Origin of the sequence: Halovalidus salilacus (assembly GCF_031852275.1) — an archaeon.
Taxonomy (GTDB): domain Archaea; phylum Halobacteriota; class Halobacteria; order Halobacteriales; family Natrialbaceae; genus Halovalidus; species Halovalidus salilacus.
This window is the reverse complement of the sequence record NZ_CP134700.1, coordinates 1,843,383-1,863,062: the sequence shown is the minus strand read 5'-3', so window position 1 is coordinate 1,863,062 and position 19,680 is coordinate 1,843,383. Positions and strand designations below refer to the sequence as shown.

The following is a 19,680-nucleotide window of genomic DNA, read 5'->3' as shown; positions in this document are numbered from 1 at the left end:
AGACAGCGACACGACACCACCGACCACCCACGATGACACGAAACACGGAATCGACGGACGACCGCACGATGAAATCGGTCAGCCACGCGAACCCATACACCGGGGAGACGGCCGGACAGCTGTTCCGGCGCGGACCGACGATCGTCGCCGACGGCGGTCGCGCGGACGCGGTCGACGAGGAGTCGGCCGAGGCCGACGACGAACCGGCGGTCGACGACCCTGAGGAACGGACAATGAAACACGTCAGCCACACGCCACCCAACGGCTCCGACGGCGCGAACCGCGTCTTCGAGCGGGGCACGCGACAGGGTGAAGACGTAGAGGCGCCGAGAGAGGAGCGTAAATGAGCGAGGGAACACTGTACGACAAGGTCTGGGACCGGCACACGGTCACGACGCTGCCGACGGGGCAGGATCAGCTGTTCGTCGGCCTCCACCTCATCCACGAGGTGACCAGCCCGCAGGCGTTCGGGATGCTCGAGGAGCGCGACCTCGAGGTCGCCTACCCGAAGCTGACCCACGCGACGGTCGACCACATCATCCCGACGGCCGACCAGTCCCGGCCCTACGGGGACGACGCGGCCGAGGAGATGATGGCCGAACTCGAGGAGAACGTCCGCGAAGCGGGCATCGAGTTCTCGGACCCGAACAGCGGTAATCAGGGCATCGTCCACGTCGTCGGCCCCGAGCAGGGACTGACCCAGCCCGGCAAGACGATCGTCTGCGGGGACTCCCACACCTCGACCCACGGCGCCTTCGGCGCGCTCGCGTTCGGGATCGGCACCAGCCAGATCCGTGACGTGCTCGCGACGGGGACCGTCGCCATGGAGAAACAGCAGGTCCGGAAGATCCAGGTCGACGGCGAACTCGGCGAGGGCGTCGAGGCGAAGGACGTCATCCTCGAGATCATCCGTCGACTGGGCACCGAGGGCGGCGTCGGCTACGTCTACGAGTACGCCGGCTCCGCCATCGAGAGCCTGGGCATGGAGGGGCGGATGTCCATCTGCAACATGTCCATCGAGGGCGGCGCCCGCGCGGGCTACGTCAACCCGGACGAGACCACCTACGAGTGGCTGGCCGAGACCGACTACTTCCAGGAGAACCCCGAGAAATTCGACGAGCTGAAGCCCTACTGGGAGTCGATCAGATCCGACAAGGACGCCGAGTACGACGATATCGTGACGATCGACGCGGACGAACTCGAGCCGGTCGTCACCTGGGGGACGACCCCCGGACAGGGCGTCGGCATCACGCAGTCGATCCCGGCCCCCGAAGAGCTTCCCGAGGACAAGCAGGAGACCGCGCGACGCGCCCAGGAGCACATGCGCGTCGAACCCGGCGACACGATGGAGGGCTACGAGATCGACGTCGCCTTCCTCGGCTCCTGTACGAACGCCCGCCTGCCCGACCTGCGCCGTGCGGCGTCGATCGTCGAGGGGCGCCGGGTCCACGACGACGTCCGCGCGATGGTCGTTCCCGGCAGCCAACGCGTCCAGCGCGCCGCCGAGGAGGAGGGCCTGCGCGACGTCTTCGAAGAGGCCGGCTTCGAGTGGCGCAACGCCGGCTGCTCGATGTGCCTGGGCATGAACGAGGACCAGCTCGAGGGCGACGAGGCCTGCGCCTCCTCCTCGAACCGGAACTTCATCGGCCGCCAGGGCAGCAAGGACGGCCGGACGATCCTGATGAACCCGCGGATGGTCGCCGCGGCGGCGATCCAGGGTGAAGTCACCGACGTTCGCGAACTGCCGGAAGCGGAGGTGACCGCCCGATGACCGACGTAGACGAGGTCGAGATTCCGGAAGTCGACTACGTCGCTGGAACGGGCATCCCGATCCGCGGGAACGACATCGACACGGACCAGATCATCCCGGCGCGCTTTATGAAAGTCGTCACCTTCGACGGCCTGGGCGAGTTCGCCTTCTTCGACCAGCGGTTCGACGAGGACGACGAGCCGAAGGAGCACCCGATGAACGAGGAGCGGTTTCGGGACTCGTCGGTGATGGTCGTCAACAGCAACTTCGGGTGCGGCTCCTCGCGCGAGCACGCCCCGCAGGCGCTGATGCGCTGGGGCATCGACGCCATCGTCGGCGAGAGCTTCGCGGAGATCTTCGCGGGCAACTGCCTCGCCCTCGGCATCCCGACCGTGACGGCCGACAGCGAGACGATCCAGGAACTGCAGGACTGGGTCGACGAACAGCCCGACGGAGAGATCGAGATCGACGTCGAAGCCGAGACCGTCACCTACGGCGTTCCCGAATCGGACGCCGGCGAGACGATCGACGTCACCGTCGACGACGCCCAGCGCAAGGCGCTCGTCGAGGGCGTCTGGGACACCACGGCGCTCATGAAGGCCAACGCGGGCGAAGTGCGCAAAAAGGCCGAGGAGTTGCCGTACGTCGAGGCCTCGGCGATTCCCGAGGCCGAGTAGCCGAATAACCGAGCACCCTGGCGGCTCCGAACGGGGTCGAAACCGTCGCCGTCACTTCTCGAGTACGTTTTCTCCCAACGATCGAGCTCGATCGGGCCCGCATGCGGACGACCTGTCTCGAGCGAGCGAAGCACCACGTCCGCCACCTCGCGAGGATCGACGATCGGTTTCGGATCCGGAGGCCGTTCACCAGTCCGTTTGGCGTGGACGGGCGTCCGCGCCGGAAAAAGCGATACCGGTGATCGCGAGGCGGCGTCCGATTCCTCCCGGCAGAATCGGCTGTCCGGGGGCGACGACTCCGTCCTACGAGAGCTGGGCGGCCACGTCCGTCGAGGAGACCATCCCCACGTACTCGTCGTCCCCGTCGACGACCGGCAGGTGCTTGATGCCGAAGGTGGTCATCATGGCGGCGACCTCCTCGAGGTAGATGTCCGGCGGGACGGTCTCCACGGACTTCGTCATCACGTCGGCCACCTGCACCTCCGAGGGGTGGCGGCCGTCGGCGGCGACCGCGAGGACGTCCGTGCTGGTGACGATCGACGGCGGATCGGTGGTCACGACCAGCGCGCTGATCTCGTGCTCGCGCATCGCTCGCGCGGCTTCCTCGACCGTCGCACGCTTCGAGATCGTCTCGAGCGGCGTGGACATCACTTCGTCGACGCGGATCCTGTCGTTCGTGTCCATAGTTCGTGGTACGGACTCGAGCCGTATTGACTTACCTATCCTCGTGGGAGTCGACCGATCACAATCGCGAACGCGAGCCCGGTCGGCGATTCGGCCGTATCGATACCCTCTTTTCACCCCCGCGTCGAGGTAGCGTATGACGCACGAAATCGCCGTCATCCCCGGCGACGGAATCGGACAGGAAGTCGTACCGGCCACGCTCGAGGTCCTCGAGGCGCTCGACCTCGACCTCGAGTTCGTCCACGCCGACGCGGGCGACGCGGTTGCGGAGGAGACGGGCGAGGCCCTGCCGCAGGAGACGTACGACCTGGCGGCGTCGGCGGACGCGACCCTGTTCGGCGCGGCCGGCGAGACGGCGGCCGACGTGATCCTCCCGCTGCGAAACGCGGTCGACTCGTTCGTCAACATTCGCCCCGCGAAAGCGTATCCGGGAATCGACGCCGTTCGCCCCGAGACGGACCTCGTCTTCCTCCGGGAGAACACCGAGGGCGTCTACTCCGGTATCGAGGATCGGCTCACCGAGGACGTCGCGACCCTCACCCGCGTCGTCACGCAGTCCGCCTCGCGCGAACTCGCGGAGTTCGCCTGCGAGTACGTCGAGGGGACTGGCCGCGATGGCTTCGCGATCGCCCACAAGGCGAACGTCATGCGCGAGACGGACGGCCTCTTCCGCGACACCGTGGCGGCGGTCGCTGAAGAGAACGGCGTCGAGACCGACGAGGTGCTGATCGACGCCTTCGCCACGCGCGTCTGCCTCGACCCCACGCAGTTCGACGTGATCGTCTGTCCGAACCTCGCCGGCGACGTCCTCTCGGACCTCGCCGCGGGCCTCGTCGGCGGACTCGGCCTGCTCCCCTCGGCGAACGTCGGCTCGGACCGCGGCCTGTTCGAACCCGTCCACGGCACCGCGCCCGACATCGCCGGTGACGGGGTTGCCAACCCCGCCGCGACGATCGTCTCCGCCGCGATGATGCTCGAGTTCCTCGGCTACGAGGAGGAAGCCGACGCGGTCCACGACGCCGTGGAAACGGTCCTCGAGGAAGGTCCCCGAACCCCCGACCTCGGGGGCGACGCCTCCACGGACGACGTCACGGCGGCGGTCGTCGACCGGCTCTGAGCGCGAACCGGCCCGGCGATCGTCGTTTCCCGCTGTTCTCGTTTTCGTCGATCCGTTCGTCGAGGCAGGAGCCTCGCGTCCGCTTCGGGTCGCGCGGCCCTGCACACTCAGTGCCAACGACGAAACCCGTAGGCTGGGTCCGTCCACCACATGGATCCGATCGCCATCGTCGACGCGGCGCGAACGCCCCACGGGCGCTTCCTCGGTTCGCTCTCCGAGGTCTCGTCGGTCGAACTGGGCACGACGGCACTCGAGGGACTGCTCGAGCGAACGGATATTCCGGGGGAGCGAATCGACTGGGTCGGCCTCGGGAACTCGATCTCGGCGGGGTTGGGTCAGGTTCCAGCGCGGCAGGTGACCGTGAACGCGGGACTGGCCGACGAGACGCCGGCGACGACGGTCAACGAGGCGTCCGGATCGGGACTGCGAGCCGTCCTGCTAGCGAGCGATCGAATCACCGCCGGACGGATCGACGTCGCCGTCGCGGGCGGGTTCGAATCGATGTCGAACGCGCCGTACCTCGTACCGGAGATGCGCCAGGGGCGGCGCCACGGTGACGCGACGCTCGTCGATTCGATGATCCGCGACGCGCTCTGGGACGAACACTACGACGCGCACATGGGTTCGCTCACCGAGGAACTCGTCGAACGGTTCGACGTCTCGCGTGAGGCTCAGGACGAGTACGCCCTGCGGAGTCACCGGCGGGCAGGCGAGTCGATCGACGAGGGACGCTTCGAGGACGAACTCGTCCCCGTCGACACGCCCGACGGCCACCTGGCGGTCGACGAGGGCCCCCGGCCGGACACCTCCCTCGAGCGCCTCGGCGAACTCTCACCGTCGTTCGAGGAGGACGGGACGATCACGGCCGGGAACGCCTCCGACCTGAGTGACGGGGCCGGGTGCGTTCTGTTGGCGAGCGAGGAAGCCGCCGAGGACGCCGACGTCGATCCGCTCGCGCGCATCGTGGACTACGCGGTCGAGTACGACGATCCCAAGTGGTTCGGCAAGGCCGTCGGGGACGCCGTCGGCTCGCTGCTCGAGGCGAACGACCTCGATCCCGAAGACGTCGACCACTTCGAAATCAACGAGGCCTTCGCCGCGCCGATGGTCCACGCGATGGAGACCCTCGAGATTCCCGAGGAGAAGTTCAACCCCTACGGCGGCGCCATCGCGCTGGGCCACCCGATCGGGGCCAGCGGCGGCATCCTGACGACGACCCTCGCGTACGGACTCGAGGCCGAGAACGCTGACAGGGGCGTCGTCGGGATGAGCGTCGGCGGCGGCGGCGGTATCGCCGCGCTGCTCGAGCGGTAACGGGAGGGCTGAGACGGCGTACGACCTCGACGCCACGGTCGCGAACGACCCCATCGTCGTCGGCTCGCAAGCAGCCGACTTTTTTCGCGGGCTGAAGACTCCACTCACAGCTATCCGGCTCCCCGCGGTCGCACCACCATGACTCGAGACGACACCCTCTCCGGCGTCGAATCGCGCACCGTCGACACCGACCGCCTCGAGACGCACTACCTCGAGAGCGGCGATCCGGACGGCCGACCCGTCGCGTTCGTCCACGGCAACGTCTCGTCGTCGCGCTTCTTCGAGGACGTGATGGCAGATCTGTCGGACGCGTACTACGCCGTCGCACCCGATCTCCGCGGCTACGGCGACTCCGAGACGGAGCCGATCGACGCCACGAAGGGGCTCGCCGACCTGACGGGGGATCTGCGAGCGTTCCTGTCCGAACTCGGGCTCGACGACGAACCCACCGTCGTCGGCTGGTCGAACGGCGGCGGCGTCGCGATGGACTACGCGATCCACCACCCGGAGGACGTCGAGTCGCTCCTGCTGATCAATCCGCTGTCGCCCTACGGCTTCGGCGGGACGAAAGACGTCGAGGGGACGCCCTGTTTCGACGACTACGCCGGCTCCGGCGGGGGGCTCTCGAACCAGCAGTTCGTCAGCGGCCTCGAAACTCGCGACCGGGACGTGGTCGGGAACGCCTCGCCGCGGGCGATCCTGCGGTCGTTCTACGTCGATCCGACCCACGGCTTCGACTCCGAGCGAGAGGAGTCGTACCTGACGGGGTTGCTCGACACGGCCATCGGCCCGGAGAACTACCCCGGCAACTCGACCGAGTCGGACAACTGGCCGGGCGTCGCGCCCGGAAACGCGGGCGTCAACAACGCCGTCTCCCCGAAGTACTGCGACCTCTCGGGGATCGTCGAGATCGAGCCGAAACCGCCGATCCTCTGGCTCCGCGGCGCGACCGATCAGATCGTCTCGAACGAGTCCGTCTTCGACATGGGCACCCTCGGTCGGCTGGGGGAAGTCGAGGGCTGGCCCGGCGAGGACGTCTTCCCGCCACAGCCCATGGTCGACCAGACGCGAGCCGTCTTCGACGAGTACGCCGACGCGGGCGGCGAGTACGAGGAGGTGGTGCTCGAGGGGGCCGGACACACGCCCCACGTCGAGGTTCGGGGAGAGTTTCGGGCCCACCTCGAGTCGCTCCTGGCGGGCGAGCGTTTTTCGAACGAAGGGTCCTGACGCTCGAGTTCGATCAGTCTCGCGCTTCGGCCGAATCCTCGTCGACGTTCGACACCGCACGCGTCACCAACTGTCCTGCCTGCCGTTCGCCATCGAAACGCGTTCTAACCGACAGATCCGAGTGTGTGCGGAATCCGAACTGACAGCGACCGAACGATCTGCCTTACGCGATATCGAGCGCGTCGCGGTCCGCGCCCGCCAGTTCCACGAGCGCGTCGGCCTCGAGGAGGTGACACTCGCCGGGGATCACGAGCAGGTGGAGCGGGTCGCCGAAGTCGCCTTCGGCGAGTTCGGACATCGTCCCGGCCGCGATAAGGGGGTCCGGACTCCCGGCGCGGGCGACGACGACGCCGACGAGGTCGGGATAGGCCTCGGCGAGCAATTTCCCTCCGACGTCGGCGGTCATGTACTCGTCCTCGGTGTCGCCCTCGCCCCGTCGGCGACTCGCGGCCTCGTCGTCGACCTTGATGTCGAGATAGACAACCGTGTGGAGCCCATCGGCCCGGTTGTCGTCGATCGTCTCGGTCACGCTCGCCGGGAGGCCATCGGCGCCGTGGGCGTACGGAAACGGTAGCGTGGTCGCCTTTCCGAAGCGATAGTTCTGGAGGCCCGTCAGGGCGCTGGTCGCCGTCTGGGCCGTCACGCCGTGGATCACCCTGGTCTCGATCCCCCGCTCGTGGGCGCGCAGGCGGAGGTCGACGTGTGTCGTCGAGATCATCGTGTCGCCCGCGGTGAGAAACGCGACGTCCTCCGTCTCGGCGACCTCGAGGACGTCCTCCGGATGCCGTTCGACGCCCGCGCGGTCGCGGACCTCGATCTCGACCCCGTGGTAGGCCTCGAGGTCGGCCACCGTGGTGCCGACGAGCCTGCTGGTGTAGAACTCGGCGTAGGCCCGGTCGGCGGTCCGCAGGGCCTGCTGACCCTCGACGGTGATCGACCGCTCGTCGTAGAGCCCGAGGCCGACGAATGTGAGCATGGACGCTCGTAGTCGGCGGTGGCGCTAGAAGGTTTCGAGTCGACACCGGCTACAGCAGCGCCAGCAGGCCGAAGACCGTCAGCGGAATGCCCGCGACGACCGCGGCGGCGACCGCGAAAACGTCAGCGTTACGACCGCGGGGTAGCCTACTCGAGGTATGGACGTTCCCTGCGTCCGCGTACCGCGAGAGCGGGGGGAGACCGCCCGCCGGGCGCTCGCGGACGCGGACCTGATCGCCGACGAGTTCGAGATCACCGTCGACGACGGCGCACTCTACATTCCCGTCACCGACCCCGACGCCGTCTCGGCCCTCGACCTCGAGGAGGCGGCGGACGGCGACGTCGAGATCGTCACCCGCGAGGTCGACGAGCGCGAGACGCAGACGACGCCCGCCGACCTGCTCGGGTTCGACCCCTCCTACGAACGCCTGGGTGACGTCGTCCTGCTCGACGAGGACGACGGTGAGCGGGCGCTCGAGATCGCCGAAGCGGTCGTCGACTCCGATCTGCCGGTCGAGACGGTGCTCAACAAGGCGTCGAAGGTGAAAGGCGAGACGCGAATTCGCGACTGGGAGGTGGTCGCAGGCGGGGACGAAGGCGGAGACGGATCTGGCGGTGACCAACCCCCGGCAACCGAGACGGTACACCGCGAGTACGGCTGCGAGTTCTGCCTCGACCTCGCGGAGGTGTACTTCTCCCCGCGTCTGGCGACCGAGCGCCACCGCGTCGCACGACAGGTGGAAGCGGGCGAGCGCGCGTTCGACATGTTCGCCGGCGTCGGCCCCTTCGTCATCCCGTTCGCCAGGCGCGGGGCGGAGTGCGTCGGCGTCGACGTCAACGAGCGCGCGATCGAGTACCTGCGGGAGAACGCCCGCCGAAACGGCGTCGAGGGTCGGGTGACTGCCATCGCCGCCGACGTCAGGGAGGTGGCCCCGAAGTACGAGGGCTGGGCCGACCGGATCGTGATGAACCTCCCCCACAGCGCCGACGAGTTCCTCGAGTCTGCCGCGACGCTCGCGGGCGACGACTGCGTCGTCCACTACTACGACATCCAGCACGAAGACGACCCCTTCGGACCCGGCGAACGGGCGATCCGCGCGGCCGCCGAACCCGAGTACGACGTGACGGTCGAAACTCGACGGAGGGTGCGGTCCTACGCCCCGCACGAACTCAACGTCTGTCTGGACGTGCGACTCGAGCGATGATCGACGGCGGCCTCGAGCCCCGACGAGACACGCCTTGGCACGACCGACTCGTTTCGCAATCCTTATGGCCTGTTTCGGACCTACGTTGAGGTACAGACGTCGACCGAGTCGACGCCTGCCGGTGTAGCTCAGACTGGCTAGAGCGAATCCTTCGTAAGGATTAGGTCGAGGGTTCAAATCCCTCCACCGGCTCTTTCTGCGACGAACGAAGGTGAGGACCGAGAGACCGACTGGACGGACGTTCTACGAGAGAGGTCGCAGCGCGAGCGAAGCGAGCGGGATTGCCGACGCCGGTGCAATCCGCCATCGACCGACCACGCTACCAGGAGAACCCGTAATCCATCCAGGGTACCAACAGCACCTCGATCGACTGAGCGGGTGTACCTAGCGACAACGGTGGCTTATTCGGCGCCGAATGGATTGCTGGTCACGAGAACGCTCGAGGTATTGGGGCGAGTAATATAACCAGGACGTCATTTTCCTGTTCGAACGAATGCAATTCCACAACCAAAAGTGGGAACGAGAGTTACGATCGAAAGAGGTGTACCGGATTCGTGGAAAGAATTTAGGCACGCCGAAAAATGTACGAGTTCTGAAAGGTATAAGGTGGTCGGGATACTATCCTCTCCTGTGATGAGTTCTCAAGAGACCGTCCGTCAACAGGCCGGCACCGTCGAGGAAAACGCGCTCCGCCTCGATCAGGGTAAAGCCGAGCAGATCGTCGAGGCGTTGAACTCCGAGCTGGCGAACGCGTACGTGCTGTACCACCAGCTCAAGAAGCACCACTGGGTCGTCGAGGGCGACAACTTCCTCGCCCTCCACGAGTTCCTCGAGGAGGCGTACGAACACGTCGAGGAGGGCGCCGACGAGATCGCCGAGCGCGCGCAGGCGCTGGGCGGCGTCCCCGTCTCGGGCCCGTCGAACCTCGAGGAGCGTGCGACCGTCGAGTTCGAGGGCGAGGACGTCTACGACGTCCGCACCATGTTCGAGAACGATCTCGAGATCTACGGCGACATCATCGAGTCCATGCGCGACAGCATCGAACTCGCCTCGAACCTCGGCGATCCCGCGACCGGCGAGATGCTGCGCGAGATCCTCGTCCACCTCGAGGAGGACGGCCACCACTTCGAACACTACCTCGAAGACGACACCCTGGTGCTCGAGAGCGCCCTTCACTGAACGAGTGACCTGAATGGCACAGAAACGAGGCCGGCTCGTTCGGGAGCCGGATACGGGCGAGCGCCGTCAAGAGTGGGGCACCGTCGCGGCGAACGCACTCCGACTGGACCGCGCCGACGCCGAAGCGATCGTCGACGCGTTGAGCGTCGACCACGCGGGATCGTTCAACCTGTTCTACCTGCTTCGAAAGCACTACTGGACCGCTGCGGGAGCCGAGCACGAGGCGGTCGCGGACTTCCTCGAGGACGCCTACAAGCGCGTGCGCGAGATCAACGACGACCTCGCGGTTCGGATCGTCGAACTGGGCGGGATTCCCCCGAACACGCCGCCGACGATTCAGGAGCGGGCCGACGTTCACCTCGAGGCCGAAGACCTCTACGACCTTCGCGTCTCCCTGGCGGGAGATCTCGAGGGGTACGCGGTTCTGCTCGTCAGTATGCGCGAGCACGTCGCTCTCGCGGAAGAACGAGGCGATCCGGGGACGGCGGAACTGCTCAGGGACCGTCTCGAAGTCCTCGAGGAGGACGCCCACATCATCGAGCAATTGCTCGAAGACGACGCGCTCGTTCGAGCGGAGGTGCTGACGGACCGATGATGCGGACGCCGCATCTGCGGAGCCCCGACTCGTCTCACGTCCGCCAAAAATGGGACGAGGTAACCGACAACGAGCTTCGTCTCGACCGGGACGTCGCCGACGCGTTGGTCACGGCCTTGAACAGCGACGTGTCGGGACTGTACATCCTCTTCAATCAGGTTCGCAAGCACCACTGGCTCGTCGAGGGGGCCGAATCGAAGCCCATCGGTGACTTCCTCGAGGAAGCCGCCGGCCGGCTCACGGAGATGACCGACGACATCGCCGTTCGGATCACCGCGCTCGGCGGCGTTCCGGTCTGTGGCCCGATGGGGGTCCGCCAACACGCGCCCATCTTCATCGAAGAGGCCCACCACTACGATATCCGCTCGTCGCTCGAGCGCGACCTCGACGGGTACGCCACGCTCGCGGTGCAGTGGCGCGAACACATCGAACTGGCGGACCGACTCGGTGATACGGCGACGAGCGAGCTCCTGCGCCAACATCTCAGGACGCTCGAGGCGGACGCTCACGTCCTCGATCAGTACCTCGCCGGCGATACGCTCGTTCGTCACGACGCGACCAGGTGAACTCGTTTTAAAGAACCGCGGAGACGAGGAGCGCGACGGCGACGGCGAGCGCCGGCGCGTCGAGTCGTGAGAACGAGAGCGACGGGAGCGTCGGATTCCACGAGAAACACCGCGCCTGCAGGGCGAGCGAGAGGCGATCCGCGCGAGCGAACGCGCGCTCGAGGCCGAACGTGCCGACCCGACTCGCGCGGTCCGCGACCCCGCGCTCGGTGCCGAGTCTGGCGGCCATCGCCTCCCGGATCGTCTCGAGGTCGGCCCTGAGTACCGGGAGGAACCGAAAGACGAGCGCGACTCCCATCCCCAGCATCTGGCCGGGTTTTCCGGGGATCGTCCGCTGGATCGCCGATCGAGAGTCCCTGATCGGCGTCGAACGGACGTAGGCGGCGCTGACCAGGAGGATCAGGAGGACGCGAAAGCTCGCGAGCGCGGGATCGACGGCCGCTGCGGGCTCGAGCCACGGCCGGCGCAGTGAGAGCATCGAGATCAGCGGCGCGAACAGGAGGAAGACCAGCGCGTACCGGAAGGCGTAGATGGTTCGCAGCGGCGGGACGCGGGCCGAGGCGAGAACGCCGACCGTGATCAGGGTCAGGATCGCCAGTGAGCGGGGATCGGTGTGGGCCAGCGCGGTTGCCGCGAACCCGATCTGGACCGCCATCTTCGAGCGCGGATCGAGGCGGTGGGCGAGCGTCTCGTCGGGTTCGTAGGTCAGCATCACTCCGATCGAACCCGCGATTTCGACGCCTCGTCCGGAACGCGGACGTGTAGCTCCTCGAGTTCGTCGACGACCGCTTCCGGCGTCCCCTTCGCGACGACTCGGCCGCCTTCCATCGCGACGAGCCGATCGGCGAGGGCGACCACGTCCCGCAGGTCGTGCGTGGCGACGAGGATTCCGGTCCCGCCGTCCGAGAGGGACGCGAGGCGGGAGAGGACCGATTGTCGCGCCGGTTCGTCCAGCCCTGTGAAGGGTTCGTCGAGGACGAGGTGGGACGGTTCCATGGCGAGCGAGCCTGCGATGGCGACCCGGGCCTGCTCGCCGCCGGAGAGCGCGTCGATTCGCTCGTCCTCGTAGCCGGCCAGGTTCACCGCCTCGAGCGCCGCCTCGACTCGCCGGTCGATCTCCTCGCGCGGCAGGCCGAGGTTCTCGGGGCCGAAGGCGACGTCCGCGCCGACGAAGGCGTCGACGAACTGGTCCCGCGGGTGCTGGAAGACCATGCCGACGCTCGTGCGGGCGGCGACGGGGTTCTCGACGGCTGAGACGCCGTCGACCAGCACTTCGCCCGAATCCGGGGTCAGGAGGGCGTTGCAGTGGCGGATCAGCGTCGTCTTGCCGCTGCCGTTGGCGCCGACCAGCAGGACGAACTCGCCGTCGTCGATCGTCAGCGAGACGTCCTCGAGGACGGTCACGTCGTCGAACGCGAAGGAGACCGAATCGAATTCGATCATGAGCGTGGGTCGTGCGCTCGAGTCGTCGGCACGTCGGTCACCGGGGATCGATACGACCGAGCTTTGCGATCGCAGTCGCGGCGACGATCTTGACGATTTCACCGGGAATGTACGGAACGACGAGAGCGGTGAACGACGCCCCGAGACTGATCTGGGTGAGTTCCGCGTACCAGACGAACCCGACGCCGTAGACGATGGCTGTGGCGGCGACGAGGCCGGCGACGATGACGGGCGTCGAGACGCCCGCGGGGTTTCGAAGCGACCGTCCGCGGTGAACGACGAGACCGACGACCAGCGCGCCGACCGGAAAGCTGAGCAGGAACCCACCGGTTTCGGCGAGGAGAACGCCGAGTCCCGACGTACGCTCTGCGAACACCGGGACGCCGATCGCGCCGGCGAACAGGTACAACACGATCGAAAACGCACCCCACGCGGGACCGAGGAACAGCCCCGCGAGGAACACGACCAGCATCTGAAGCGTGATCGACGGCCCCAGCGGCATCGGGATCGACACCCACGCACCCGCTGCCATGAGCGCGGCGAGCAGCGCCGCTCGAGCGAACCGTCCGACGACCTCGGCGTCGACGAGGTCGACGTTCTGCTGTTCGGTATTCATACCTCGAGTCCCTCGTAAACCCCAATCAATACTTCGATTTACGAACCGGCGCTGCCGATCAGGCTCCGACCGTTGGGCAGTATCTCGATCGCGTGTAATTTCGTGGTGGTCGGAGCGCGCTTTCGGCGTCGAAACCACCCGCTTCGTTCCACTCGAGGGACCGGTTTTCCACCGGCGAATTACCGGTGACGGCGACGGCGACAGTGACATAATCGGGACTCCAGTCGGCGGTAGAGGGTGAGACACGGCCGAATAATGCCCCATTGTGTTCACCCCTCGACCGAAACGTCCGGCGGGCTTAAGCCGCGGATTCACGCCCTCGTTCAGGGTATGTCAGTAACACCCACGCAACCCGGGCGAGGCGACGACATTGGCGAGCGGCCGACGGGGTGGAATCGGCAGCCGTCGTCGATCCGACTCCAGTTCGACGGGTGGGTCAGACGATCCCCGTTGACGTCGAGCGCACGCGAACGTCCGAACGGACCGGCGTTCACTCGGATCGCCGCCGACGCGAGCGCCGGTTGCGGCGGAACTCGACGCGAATCGGAGAGACGCCGATGAGCCGCTCGGACCGGTACGCCGTGGCATTCGCCGCGATAATTGTCCTCAGCGCGGCCGCGTTGCCCCTGCTCGGAACCAGTGTCGGCTCGTCCGGAGGGGCCGACGCCGTCGGCACCGACGGTAGCGATGGCGGCGCGGTCAGAACCGTCGCGTCCGTGGACGAAGCACCGACCGAACGTGCGATGTCGATGGCCGCGGAAGGGAGTGCGTCAGCGGACGCCGATTCCGTCGACGCGAACGTCGACCTGGTGTCGACGGAACCGACGACGCCCACGGACGTCGACACGGATGCGTCCGCGTCGCTGTCGTCGGCGCAGGAGGACGCCGTCCAGCAGGGCGTCGAACAGGGGATCGATCTGGTCCAGTCCCAGGGCGTCGAGGTGAGCCAGGAGCAACGGGCGGCGGCACTCGAGGGGGCGTCCCAGTCGGTCGTCCAGCACCAGGAGGCGGACGTCGAGCAGGTGCAGCGGGCGACGGTGGGGGCGGTCCACGGGACGCTCGTGCAGACGCAGGACGTCGAGGTCGAGCAGGTGCAGGCCGTCGTCGGCGGGTCGACCGGCGGCGCGCTCGCCCAGCACCAGACGGCCAGCGCGGTCCAGATGCAGAGCGCGACGTGGGGGGCGAGCCACGGCGCGATCGCCCAGACGCAGGACGCGACGGTCGAACAGACCCAGGCCGCCGCGAGGGGTGGTGCGTCGGGTGCGGCGTTCGAGGCCGGCGATTCGGGCATCGAACGGATCGGAACGATCCAGGAGGCCGCCCAGGGCTCGTCCTACGGCGTCCTCGAGCAGTACCAGTCGATCTCGGCGGAGCAGCGCCAGCGGGTCACCACCGACCACGTCGAACACGCAGCGGCGGGGGCGTCCGCGGGCACCCTCGAGGGCAGTTCGCAGGCGGTCCTCGAGCAGGAGCAGAATATCGAGGTCGAGCAGACGCAGCGCGTGACGATCAAGCAGGTCCAGAAGGCGGCCGTCGGGGCCGCGAAGGGCGCGCTCGTCCAGGAGCAGGAGGTCAGCGTCGAGCAGACCCAGGCCGCCGCGCGCGGGGCCGGGAAGGGCTGTCTCCAGCAGGTCCAGACCCTCCGCGTCGAACAGACCCAACAGGTGTCGATCGCGCAAGTGCAGGAGGCCTCGTTCGGCTCGGCCAAGGGGGCGATCGCCCAGAGCCAGGAGGCAACCGTGGAGCAGATCCAGGCGGCCGCGATCGGCGCCTCCCAGGGGGTCATCGTCCAGCGCCAGGAGATCTCGATCACGCAGGTCCAGTACGCCGCGGTCGGGGCCGCTCAGGGGGCGCTCGAGACGGCCGTTCAACGGCAGACCGTCGAGGTCAGCCAGATCCAGGCCGCCGCTCGGGGCGCCGGCCACGGCGCCGCGATCCAGACGCAGGTGGTCGACGTCACCCAGGTGCAGGTTCTCGCCAGCGGCGGCGCGAACGGGGCTCTGGTTCAGCACCAGGAGGTGAGCGTCGAACAGATACAGTACATCGCACGGGGCGCCTGCGAGGAGACCGCACGCGTCGTCCAGTACCAGCGCGTGAGCGTCTCGCAGATTCAGATCCTGGCCCAGGAGACGGCGACCGAGGCGACGACCGCGGCGCTCGAGGAGGGCGTCACGGACCCGCAGGAACTCGCCCGAATCGCCGGCGAGCTGGCCGAGGAGAACGTCGAGGAAGTCGAGGAACTGGAGGGCGAAGCGAGGATTTCCGCCTCCGACGCCGAACTACGGAACGGGACCGTCGTTATCGACGAGGCGTCCCTCTCCGAGGGCGGCTTCGTCGCGGTCTACGACTCGGCCGGACCCGATCCGCAGGCCCTCCTCGGCGTCTCGAGCTACCTCGAGGCCGGCGACTACCGGGACGTCGACGTCCCCCTCGAAACGGAACTCGAGGAGAATCGATCGATCGTCGCCGTCGCCCACCACGACACGGACGACGACGGCGAGTTCGACTACGCGGAATCCGACGGAATGGAGGACGAGCACTACGTCACGGAGGGCGGATTCGCCGTCACCGACGGCGCTACGCTGTCGGTTGCAGCGGACGAGGAAGACGAACTCGACGAAACAGGGGCGAACCTCTCCGTTTCCGATCAGGAGGGTGACGGCGACAACCTGACCGTCGACGAAGCGAACGCGAGCGTTGACTACGTCGTCGCGGCGGAGTACGAGAACGGAACGGCCGAGAGCGAGGCGTTCGAGGCGAACGAGAGCGTGAACGACCTCGAACTCGCGCTCGAGCCCCCGCTCGAGGAAAACGCGACGGTCGACGTCTCCGTGCGCGACGACGAGACCGGCGAGGCGCTCGCGAACGAGTCGATCGAGTACACGGTCCTCGAGGAGGACGAAGCGGAGGAACCCGAGGCGACGCTCTCGGTCGCCGATCAGGAGGGCGACGGCGAGAATCTCACCGTCGACGAGGCCAACGCCACCGACGAGTACGTGGTGTCCGCCGAGTACGACGGCGAATCGGTGGAGAGCGACTCGTTCGAGGCGAACGAGCCCGCGAGTAACCTGACGCTCGCACTCGAACCGCCGCTCGAGGAGAACGCCACCGTTAACGTGTCGGTCCGAGGCGTCGAAGCGGACGAGGAACTCGCGAACGAAACGATCGAGTACACCGTCGTCGAGGAGGACGGAGACGAGGTCTACGAACCGACGGCGACCCTGACGGTGTCCGACCAATCCGGTGACGGCGAGAATCTCACCGTCGACGAAGCGAACGCCAGCGTCGAGTACGCGCTCGTCGTGACGGACGGGACCGGATCGACCCTGGCCGAGGCCGGTCCGTACGACGCCGGGGAATCCCTGACCGACGAGACGATCGCGCTCGAGCCCCCGCTCGAGGACGACGGGACGCTCGAGGTGAGCGCGGTCGCGACCGAGACGGGAGACGAACTGGCCAACGAGACCGTCGCCTACGAGGTCGCGGAACCGCCGCCGGAGTTCGCCGTGGCGATCACGGGGACGAACGCCCCCGTCGATGTGGGCGAACCGCTCGAGGTCGCCGCCGAAATCCAGAACCTCGGCGGCGCGGGCGAGCAGGAGGTCGGTCTCGACCTCGACGGCGAGCCCGTCGATGCGGAGACGGTGTCGCTCGAGGCCGAGGAGTCGGCCGCCGTCGAACTCTCGACCGAGACGGACGCGCTCGAGGCCGGCGAGTACGTCGCGACGGTCGCGAGCGAAAACGAGAGCGTCGAGACGACGGTGACGCTCGAGGAAGCCGGCGAAGCGGCGTTCTTCGAGGTGGTCGACGGGAGCCTCACCGCCCCGGACAGCGCCCAGCCGGGCGAGGAGGTGACGGTGAGCGCGACCGTCGAGAACGCGGGCGACCTCGAGGACCAGGCGGCGGTCGAGTACGCTATCGACGGGCAAGTCGTCGACGAGACGACGGTCGCCCTCGAGGGCGGCGAATCGACCGAGGTGTCGTTCACCGCGGCGCTCCCGGAGGGCGATTCGACGCACGAGATTTCGACCGGCGACGACTCCGAATCGGTCACGATCCAGGCGGTCGAACCCGCCGACGGCGACGAGGAGGAAGGTGCCGAGACGCAGGGCGGAAGTCCGTTCGAAGAGCCGGGCGGGGAGACGACGCCTAACGACTCGGAAGAAGAGACCACATCGGATACGGAATCGGAGGCCGTTCCGCCGACCGAGGGACCCGACGGCAACGAGAGCCAATTCGCGCTGTGAATCCCGGCCGAAGGACGCTCGCCTCCGCCGACGCGTTCGAACTCCCTCCCCCGCCGGTGTGACGGACGCCTTCGGCGTTCGTGCGTCGTTCGAATGATTCCGGCTTTTTCCGATGCGGACGTGGATGGCCCTCGAAGCGGCCGCTCACGGGAGACGCGTCGGCAGTGTGGTAGCGAGTCGAAGTCGGTCGGCTGTTCGTCGACTCGGTGAGACCCTTCGAAAATCGGCTCGAGTTAGTGCTGGTGGCCGGTCGCTTCGCCGAACGTCATGCCGAACCGTTCCTCGAACAGTTCCATCGTGCGGGCCTCCTGGGCCTCGAGGTCCGCGTCGGCGCCGTCGCCGTGGTGCACGACGTGGTGCGCGCGGCTGGCGAACGAGAGGAGAACGATGTCGCCGACCGTCTCCGCCCGGCTCTGGTCGCCGTCGGCGACGAGGTCGACGAGTTCCGAGGGAACCGTCACTTCGTCGTCGTCGCCGTCTTCCGCTTCGATCGTGAAGGTCGTCGTCTCGACGTCATCCGTCATATCCCTACCCTGGAGGGGCGCACCTATATGTGCTGTGACTGCCGCGTCGTCGATCGACCTACGGGGACGGGATCGGAGCAGTATCCTTGCTACACCGGGGTGGCGTTTTTGACCGTCCGGGTTCAACACACACCCATGCCTACGGTCGAACTCGACGAGGAGACGGTAGAGCGGATGGACGCACTGCGCGTCGAAGACGAATCGTACGACGAGTTGGTCAACGAGTTGATCAACATGTACCAGGCCAGCGAGTACACGCTGTTCCACGGCGGAGACTACACGGGCGACTGATCGCTGGATCGAGGCCGGATCGGCTAGGCTCGACGCGATTCGCCGAACTCGTCGCACCGAGCCGCCGGAGCCAGTCGGCTAGCGGTCGGATTCGGCCGCGGTCTTCCGGACCGACTCCCACTTCCCGCTGGCCTCGAGGTGGGCCTGTAACTCCTCGGCGTACTCCTGAGCGAGCGATTCGGCCGCCGCCCGCTCCTCGTCGGAGGGGCCCCCCGACCCGAGTCCGCCGCCCATCCCGAGGGCGTTCTTGAGCGACGAGAAGAGACCGCCGCCCGACCCGCTCGATCCGCCTCCACCCTGCGGACCGGGAGCGCCGCCCATCGCGCCGACCTGCGAGCGGATGTTCTCGAGTTCGGGGAGGATCTGTTCGACCTTCTCCGTGTTCGCGACGATTCGCGCCCGCTCGGGGTCCTCCGGGTGTTCGATCTCGAGGTCCGTCGCGGTCATGATGAGGCTCCACTCCTGGCTCGAAAAGCGGGAGTCGGCGACCCTCGAGGAGAACTCCCGATCGACGGTCATTCGCGCACCGACGATCCGGTCCGTCCACGGCGTGTCGCTCATGGCCTGCGGTTCGGCCGGCGGCGGTATCAGCGTTTCCCTCGGCGAAACGCGCCCCGTTCGGTTCCCCCGCCCCACCGGCCGCGCGGTCGGCCTCCGACCGATCGTAGACGCCCCGCCGTTGCGGGCGGTTCCCGGTCGACTCCGACGTCGGACGATCAGTCGAGTCGCTCGGAGCTCTCCTCGTGGCGACTCGAGAGTTCGACGTACCGGTCGGCCGTCGCGCCGAGGTGCGGGTCGTCGAGTTCGGTTTTCCGCTCCGCGGGCGCGCCCGCGACCAGCGTCTCCGGCGGTACCTCGGTCCCTTCCGTGACGACGCTCCCCGCCGCGACGACGGCCCCCTCGCCGACGTGGGCCCCGTCGAGGACGACCGCGTTCATCCCGACCAGCGCGCGCTCGGCCACCGTCGCGTCGTGAACGATCGCGCTGTGACCGACCGTCGAGTACGGTTCGAGAACGGTCTCCTCGTGTAACACGGCGTTGTCCTGGACGTTCGCGCCCTCGCCCACGACGATCGTGCCGTGATCGCCGCGGATGGTCACGTTCGGCCAGACGCTCGCGTCCGCCTCGACGACGACGTCGCCGATGACGACGGCGGCCTCGTCCACGTACGCCGAGTCGGCGACGCGCGGTTCTACCCCGTCGAACGATCGTAGCATGGCGATCAGTGGCTCGAGGAGGGCCTTGAAGCTACGGATCCGGATTCGTCGTT

Annotated in this window: 20 protein-coding genes and 1 tRNA gene; 13 read left to right on the top strand and 8 right to left on the bottom strand. The window is 67.5% G+C overall.

What is annotated here, in order from left to right; all coding sequences use genetic code 11:
- The first annotated feature begins 32 nt into the window (after nucleotides 1-32).
- Genes RJT68_RS09185 through leuD form a run of 3 tightly spaced genes read left to right on the top strand, consistent with a single transcriptional unit; the run spans nucleotide 33 to nucleotide 2,427 of the window.
- Nucleotides 33-347 carry a hypothetical protein gene (locus tag RJT68_RS09185; RefSeq protein WP_407040056.1) on the top strand — a complete coding sequence of 105 codons (315 nt, stop codon included), beginning with the start codon at nucleotides 33-35 and terminating at the stop codon, nucleotides 345-347.
- Nucleotides 344-1,771 (top strand): 3-isopropylmalate dehydratase large subunit, encoded by a 1,428-nt coding sequence (leuC, locus tag RJT68_RS09180; protein ID WP_407040055.1) that lies wholly within the window; start codon nucleotides 344-346, stop codon nucleotides 1,769-1,771. Before RJT68_RS09185 ends, leuC begins: the two co-directional genes overlap by 4 nt.
- On the top strand, nucleotides 1,768-2,427 hold the full coding sequence (gene leuD / locus RJT68_RS09175) for a 3-isopropylmalate dehydratase small subunit (RefSeq protein ID WP_407040054.1): 660 nt from the start codon (nucleotides 1,768-1,770) through the stop codon (nucleotides 2,425-2,427). Before leuC ends, leuD begins: the two co-directional genes overlap by 4 nt.
- 303 nt (nucleotides 2,428-2,730) lie before the next feature.
- On the opposite strand, the gene RJT68_RS09170 is transcribed toward leuD, so the two are convergent.
- Nucleotides 2,731-3,075, bottom strand: coding sequence for a CBS domain-containing protein (locus tag RJT68_RS09170; protein WP_407040350.1), 345 nt, complete (start codon nucleotides 3,073-3,075; stop codon nucleotides 2,731-2,733).
- Between the two features lie 172 nt (nucleotides 3,076-3,247).
- Between RJT68_RS09170 and RJT68_RS09165 the strand changes: the two genes are divergently transcribed.
- From RJT68_RS09165 to RJT68_RS09155, 3 genes are all read left to right on the top strand, one after another.
- Entirely contained in the window at nucleotides 3,248-4,228 is a 981-nt protein-coding gene (locus tag RJT68_RS09165; RefSeq protein WP_407040053.1) for an isocitrate/isopropylmalate dehydrogenase family protein, read from the top strand.
- Nucleotides 4,229-4,378: 150 nt separating this feature from the next.
- A complete protein-coding gene (locus RJT68_RS09160) occupies nucleotides 4,379-5,542 on the top strand; it encodes a thiolase family protein (protein ID WP_407040052.1) in 1,164 nt (387 codons plus the stop codon).
- Between the two features lie 138 nt (nucleotides 5,543-5,680).
- A complete protein-coding gene (locus RJT68_RS09155) occupies nucleotides 5,681-6,769 on the top strand; it encodes an alpha/beta fold hydrolase (RefSeq protein WP_407040051.1) in 1,089 nt (362 codons plus the stop codon).
- A 163-nt stretch (nucleotides 6,770-6,932) separates the two neighbouring features.
- On the opposite strand, the gene dph5 is transcribed toward RJT68_RS09155, so the two are convergent.
- Complete coding sequence (dph5, locus tag RJT68_RS09150) at nucleotides 6,933-7,745, bottom strand: diphthine synthase (RefSeq protein WP_407040050.1); 813 nt, start codon at nucleotides 7,743-7,745, stop codon at nucleotides 6,933-6,935.
- Between the two features lie 157 nt (nucleotides 7,746-7,902).
- On the opposite strand from dph5, the gene RJT68_RS09145 reads away from it, so the two are divergent.
- The 5 genes from RJT68_RS09145 (at nucleotide 7,903) to dpsA (RJT68_RS09125) (ending at nucleotide 11,289) form a co-directional block, all read left to right on the top strand.
- Nucleotides 7,903-8,949, top strand: a complete 1,047-nt coding sequence (locus RJT68_RS09145) for a class I SAM-dependent methyltransferase (protein WP_407040049.1) — start codon at nucleotides 7,903-7,905, stop codon at nucleotides 8,947-8,949.
- A 117-nt stretch (nucleotides 8,950-9,066) separates the two neighbouring features.
- Nucleotides 9,067-9,141, top strand: a tRNA-Thr gene (locus tag RJT68_RS09140).
- 441 nt (nucleotides 9,142-9,582) lie between these two features.
- Nucleotides 9,583-10,128 carry a DNA starvation/stationary phase protection protein DpsA gene (gene dpsA / locus RJT68_RS09135; RefSeq protein ID WP_407040048.1) on the top strand — a complete coding sequence of 182 codons (546 nt, stop codon included), beginning with the start codon at nucleotides 9,583-9,585 and terminating at the stop codon, nucleotides 10,126-10,128.
- A gap of 13 nt (nucleotides 10,129-10,141) precedes the next feature.
- A complete protein-coding gene (gene dpsA / locus RJT68_RS09130; RefSeq protein ID WP_407040047.1) occupies nucleotides 10,142-10,723 on the top strand; it encodes a DNA starvation/stationary phase protection protein DpsA in 582 nt (193 codons plus the stop codon).
- Entirely contained in the window at nucleotides 10,720-11,289 is a 570-nt protein-coding gene (gene dpsA / locus RJT68_RS09125) for a DNA starvation/stationary phase protection protein DpsA (protein ID WP_407040046.1), read from the top strand. Before dpsA (RJT68_RS09130) ends, dpsA (RJT68_RS09125) begins: the two co-directional genes overlap by 4 nt.
- 7 nt (nucleotides 11,290-11,296) lie before the next feature.
- Here dpsA (RJT68_RS09125) and RJT68_RS09120 read toward each other — a convergent pair whose 3' ends face one another.
- From RJT68_RS09120 to RJT68_RS09110, 3 genes are read right to left on the bottom strand one after another with little or no spacing between them, the layout of a single operon-like run.
- Complete coding sequence (locus RJT68_RS09120) at nucleotides 11,297-12,001, bottom strand: energy-coupling factor transporter transmembrane component T family protein (protein ID WP_407040045.1); 705 nt, start codon at nucleotides 11,999-12,001, stop codon at nucleotides 11,297-11,299.
- Entirely contained in the window at nucleotides 12,001-12,732 is a 732-nt protein-coding gene (locus RJT68_RS09115; RefSeq protein WP_407040044.1) for an energy-coupling factor ABC transporter ATP-binding protein, read from the bottom strand. The genes RJT68_RS09120 and RJT68_RS09115 overlap by 1 nt, the downstream gene beginning before the upstream one ends.
- A gap of 37 nt (nucleotides 12,733-12,769) precedes the next feature.
- Complete coding sequence (locus RJT68_RS09110; protein ID WP_407040043.1) at nucleotides 12,770-13,348, bottom strand: biotin transporter BioY; 579 nt, start codon at nucleotides 13,346-13,348, stop codon at nucleotides 12,770-12,772.
- A 557-nt stretch (nucleotides 13,349-13,905) separates the two neighbouring features.
- Between RJT68_RS09110 and RJT68_RS09105 the strand changes: the two genes are divergently transcribed.
- On the top strand, nucleotides 13,906-17,595 hold the full coding sequence (locus tag RJT68_RS09105) for a DUF7282 domain-containing protein (protein WP_407040042.1): 3,690 nt from the start codon (nucleotides 13,906-13,908) through the stop codon (nucleotides 17,593-17,595).
- Nucleotides 17,596-17,828: 233 nt separating this feature from the next.
- On the opposite strand, the gene RJT68_RS09100 is transcribed toward RJT68_RS09105, so the two are convergent.
- A complete protein-coding gene (locus RJT68_RS09100; protein ID WP_407040041.1) occupies nucleotides 17,829-18,119 on the bottom strand; it encodes a DUF7545 family protein in 291 nt (96 codons plus the stop codon).
- Nucleotides 18,120-18,254: 135 nt separating this feature from the next.
- On the opposite strand from RJT68_RS09100, the gene RJT68_RS09095 reads away from it, so the two are divergent.
- Nucleotides 18,255-18,410 (top strand): DUF7557 family protein, encoded by a 156-nt coding sequence (locus RJT68_RS09095; RefSeq protein ID WP_407040040.1) that lies wholly within the window; start codon nucleotides 18,255-18,257, stop codon nucleotides 18,408-18,410.
- Between the two features lie 78 nt (nucleotides 18,411-18,488).
- On the opposite strand, the gene RJT68_RS09090 is transcribed toward RJT68_RS09095, so the two are convergent.
- The gene (locus RJT68_RS09090) at nucleotides 18,489-18,971 is read right to left on the bottom strand and encodes a DUF5799 family protein (protein WP_407040039.1); all 483 of its coding nucleotides are present in this window, start codon (nucleotides 18,969-18,971) and stop codon (nucleotides 18,489-18,491) included.
- A 155-nt stretch (nucleotides 18,972-19,126) separates the two neighbouring features.
- Nucleotides 19,127-19,627 (bottom strand): gamma carbonic anhydrase family protein, encoded by a 501-nt coding sequence (locus RJT68_RS09085; RefSeq protein ID WP_407040038.1) that lies wholly within the window; start codon nucleotides 19,625-19,627, stop codon nucleotides 19,127-19,129.
- Nucleotides 19,628-19,680: the final 53 nt, after the last annotated feature.

Bases quoted from the DNA above. Each gene is read 5' to 3' on its own strand.
- dph5 (WP_407040050.1), bottom strand. From the start codon at position 7,745: ATGCTCACATTCGTCGGCCTCGGGCTCTACGACGAGCGGTCGATCACC.
- RJT68_RS09105 (WP_407040042.1), top strand. From the start codon at position 13,906: ATGAGCCGCTCGGACCGGTACGCCGTGGCATTCGCCGCGATAATTGTC.
- leuC (WP_407040055.1), top strand. From the start codon at position 344: ATGAGCGAGGGAACACTGTACGACAAGGTCTGGGACCGGCACACGGTC.
- dpsA (WP_407040046.1), top strand. From the start codon at position 10,720: ATGATGCGGACGCCGCATCTGCGGAGCCCCGACTCGTCTCACGTCCGC.
- RJT68_RS09095 (WP_407040040.1), top strand. From the start codon at position 18,255: ATGCCTACGGTCGAACTCGACGAGGAGACGGTAGAGCGGATGGACGCA.
- RJT68_RS09145 (WP_407040049.1), top strand. From the start codon at position 7,903: ATGGACGTTCCCTGCGTCCGCGTACCGCGAGAGCGGGGGGAGACCGCC.
- leuD (WP_407040054.1), top strand. From the start codon at position 1,768: ATGACCGACGTAGACGAGGTCGAGATTCCGGAAGTCGACTACGTCGCT.
- RJT68_RS09160 (WP_407040052.1), top strand. From the start codon at position 4,379: ATGGATCCGATCGCCATCGTCGACGCGGCGCGAACGCCCCACGGGCGC.
- RJT68_RS09170 (WP_407040350.1), bottom strand. From the start codon at position 3,075: ATGTCCACGCCGCTCGAGACGATCTCGAAGCGTGCGACGGTCGAGGAA.
- RJT68_RS09110 (WP_407040043.1), bottom strand. From the start codon at position 13,348: ATGAATACCGAACAGCAGAACGTCGACCTCGTCGACGCCGAGGTCGTC.
- RJT68_RS09155 (WP_407040051.1), top strand. From the start codon at position 5,681: ATGACTCGAGACGACACCCTCTCCGGCGTCGAATCGCGCACCGTCGAC.
- RJT68_RS09115 (WP_407040044.1), bottom strand. From the start codon at position 12,732: ATGATCGAATTCGATTCGGTCTCCTTCGCGTTCGACGACGTGACCGTC.
- RJT68_RS09165 (WP_407040053.1), top strand. From the start codon at position 3,248: ATGACGCACGAAATCGCCGTCATCCCCGGCGACGGAATCGGACAGGAA.
- RJT68_RS09090 (WP_407040039.1), bottom strand. From the start codon at position 18,971: ATGAGCGACACGCCGTGGACGGACCGGATCGTCGGTGCGCGAATGACC.
- RJT68_RS09185 (WP_407040056.1), top strand. From the start codon at position 33: ATGACACGAAACACGGAATCGACGGACGACCGCACGATGAAATCGGTC.
- dpsA (WP_407040047.1), top strand. From the start codon at position 10,142: ATGGCACAGAAACGAGGCCGGCTCGTTCGGGAGCCGGATACGGGCGAG.
- RJT68_RS09120 (WP_407040045.1), bottom strand. From the start codon at position 12,001: ATGCTGACCTACGAACCCGACGAGACGCTCGCCCACCGCCTCGATCCG.
- RJT68_RS09085 (WP_407040038.1), bottom strand. From the start codon at position 19,627: ATGCTACGATCGTTCGACGGGGTAGAACCGCGCGTCGCCGACTCGGCG.
- dpsA (WP_407040048.1), top strand. From the start codon at position 9,583: ATGAGTTCTCAAGAGACCGTCCGTCAACAGGCCGGCACCGTCGAGGAA.
- RJT68_RS09100 (WP_407040041.1), bottom strand. From the start codon at position 18,119: ATGACGGATGACGTCGAGACGACGACCTTCACGATCGAAGCGGAAGAC.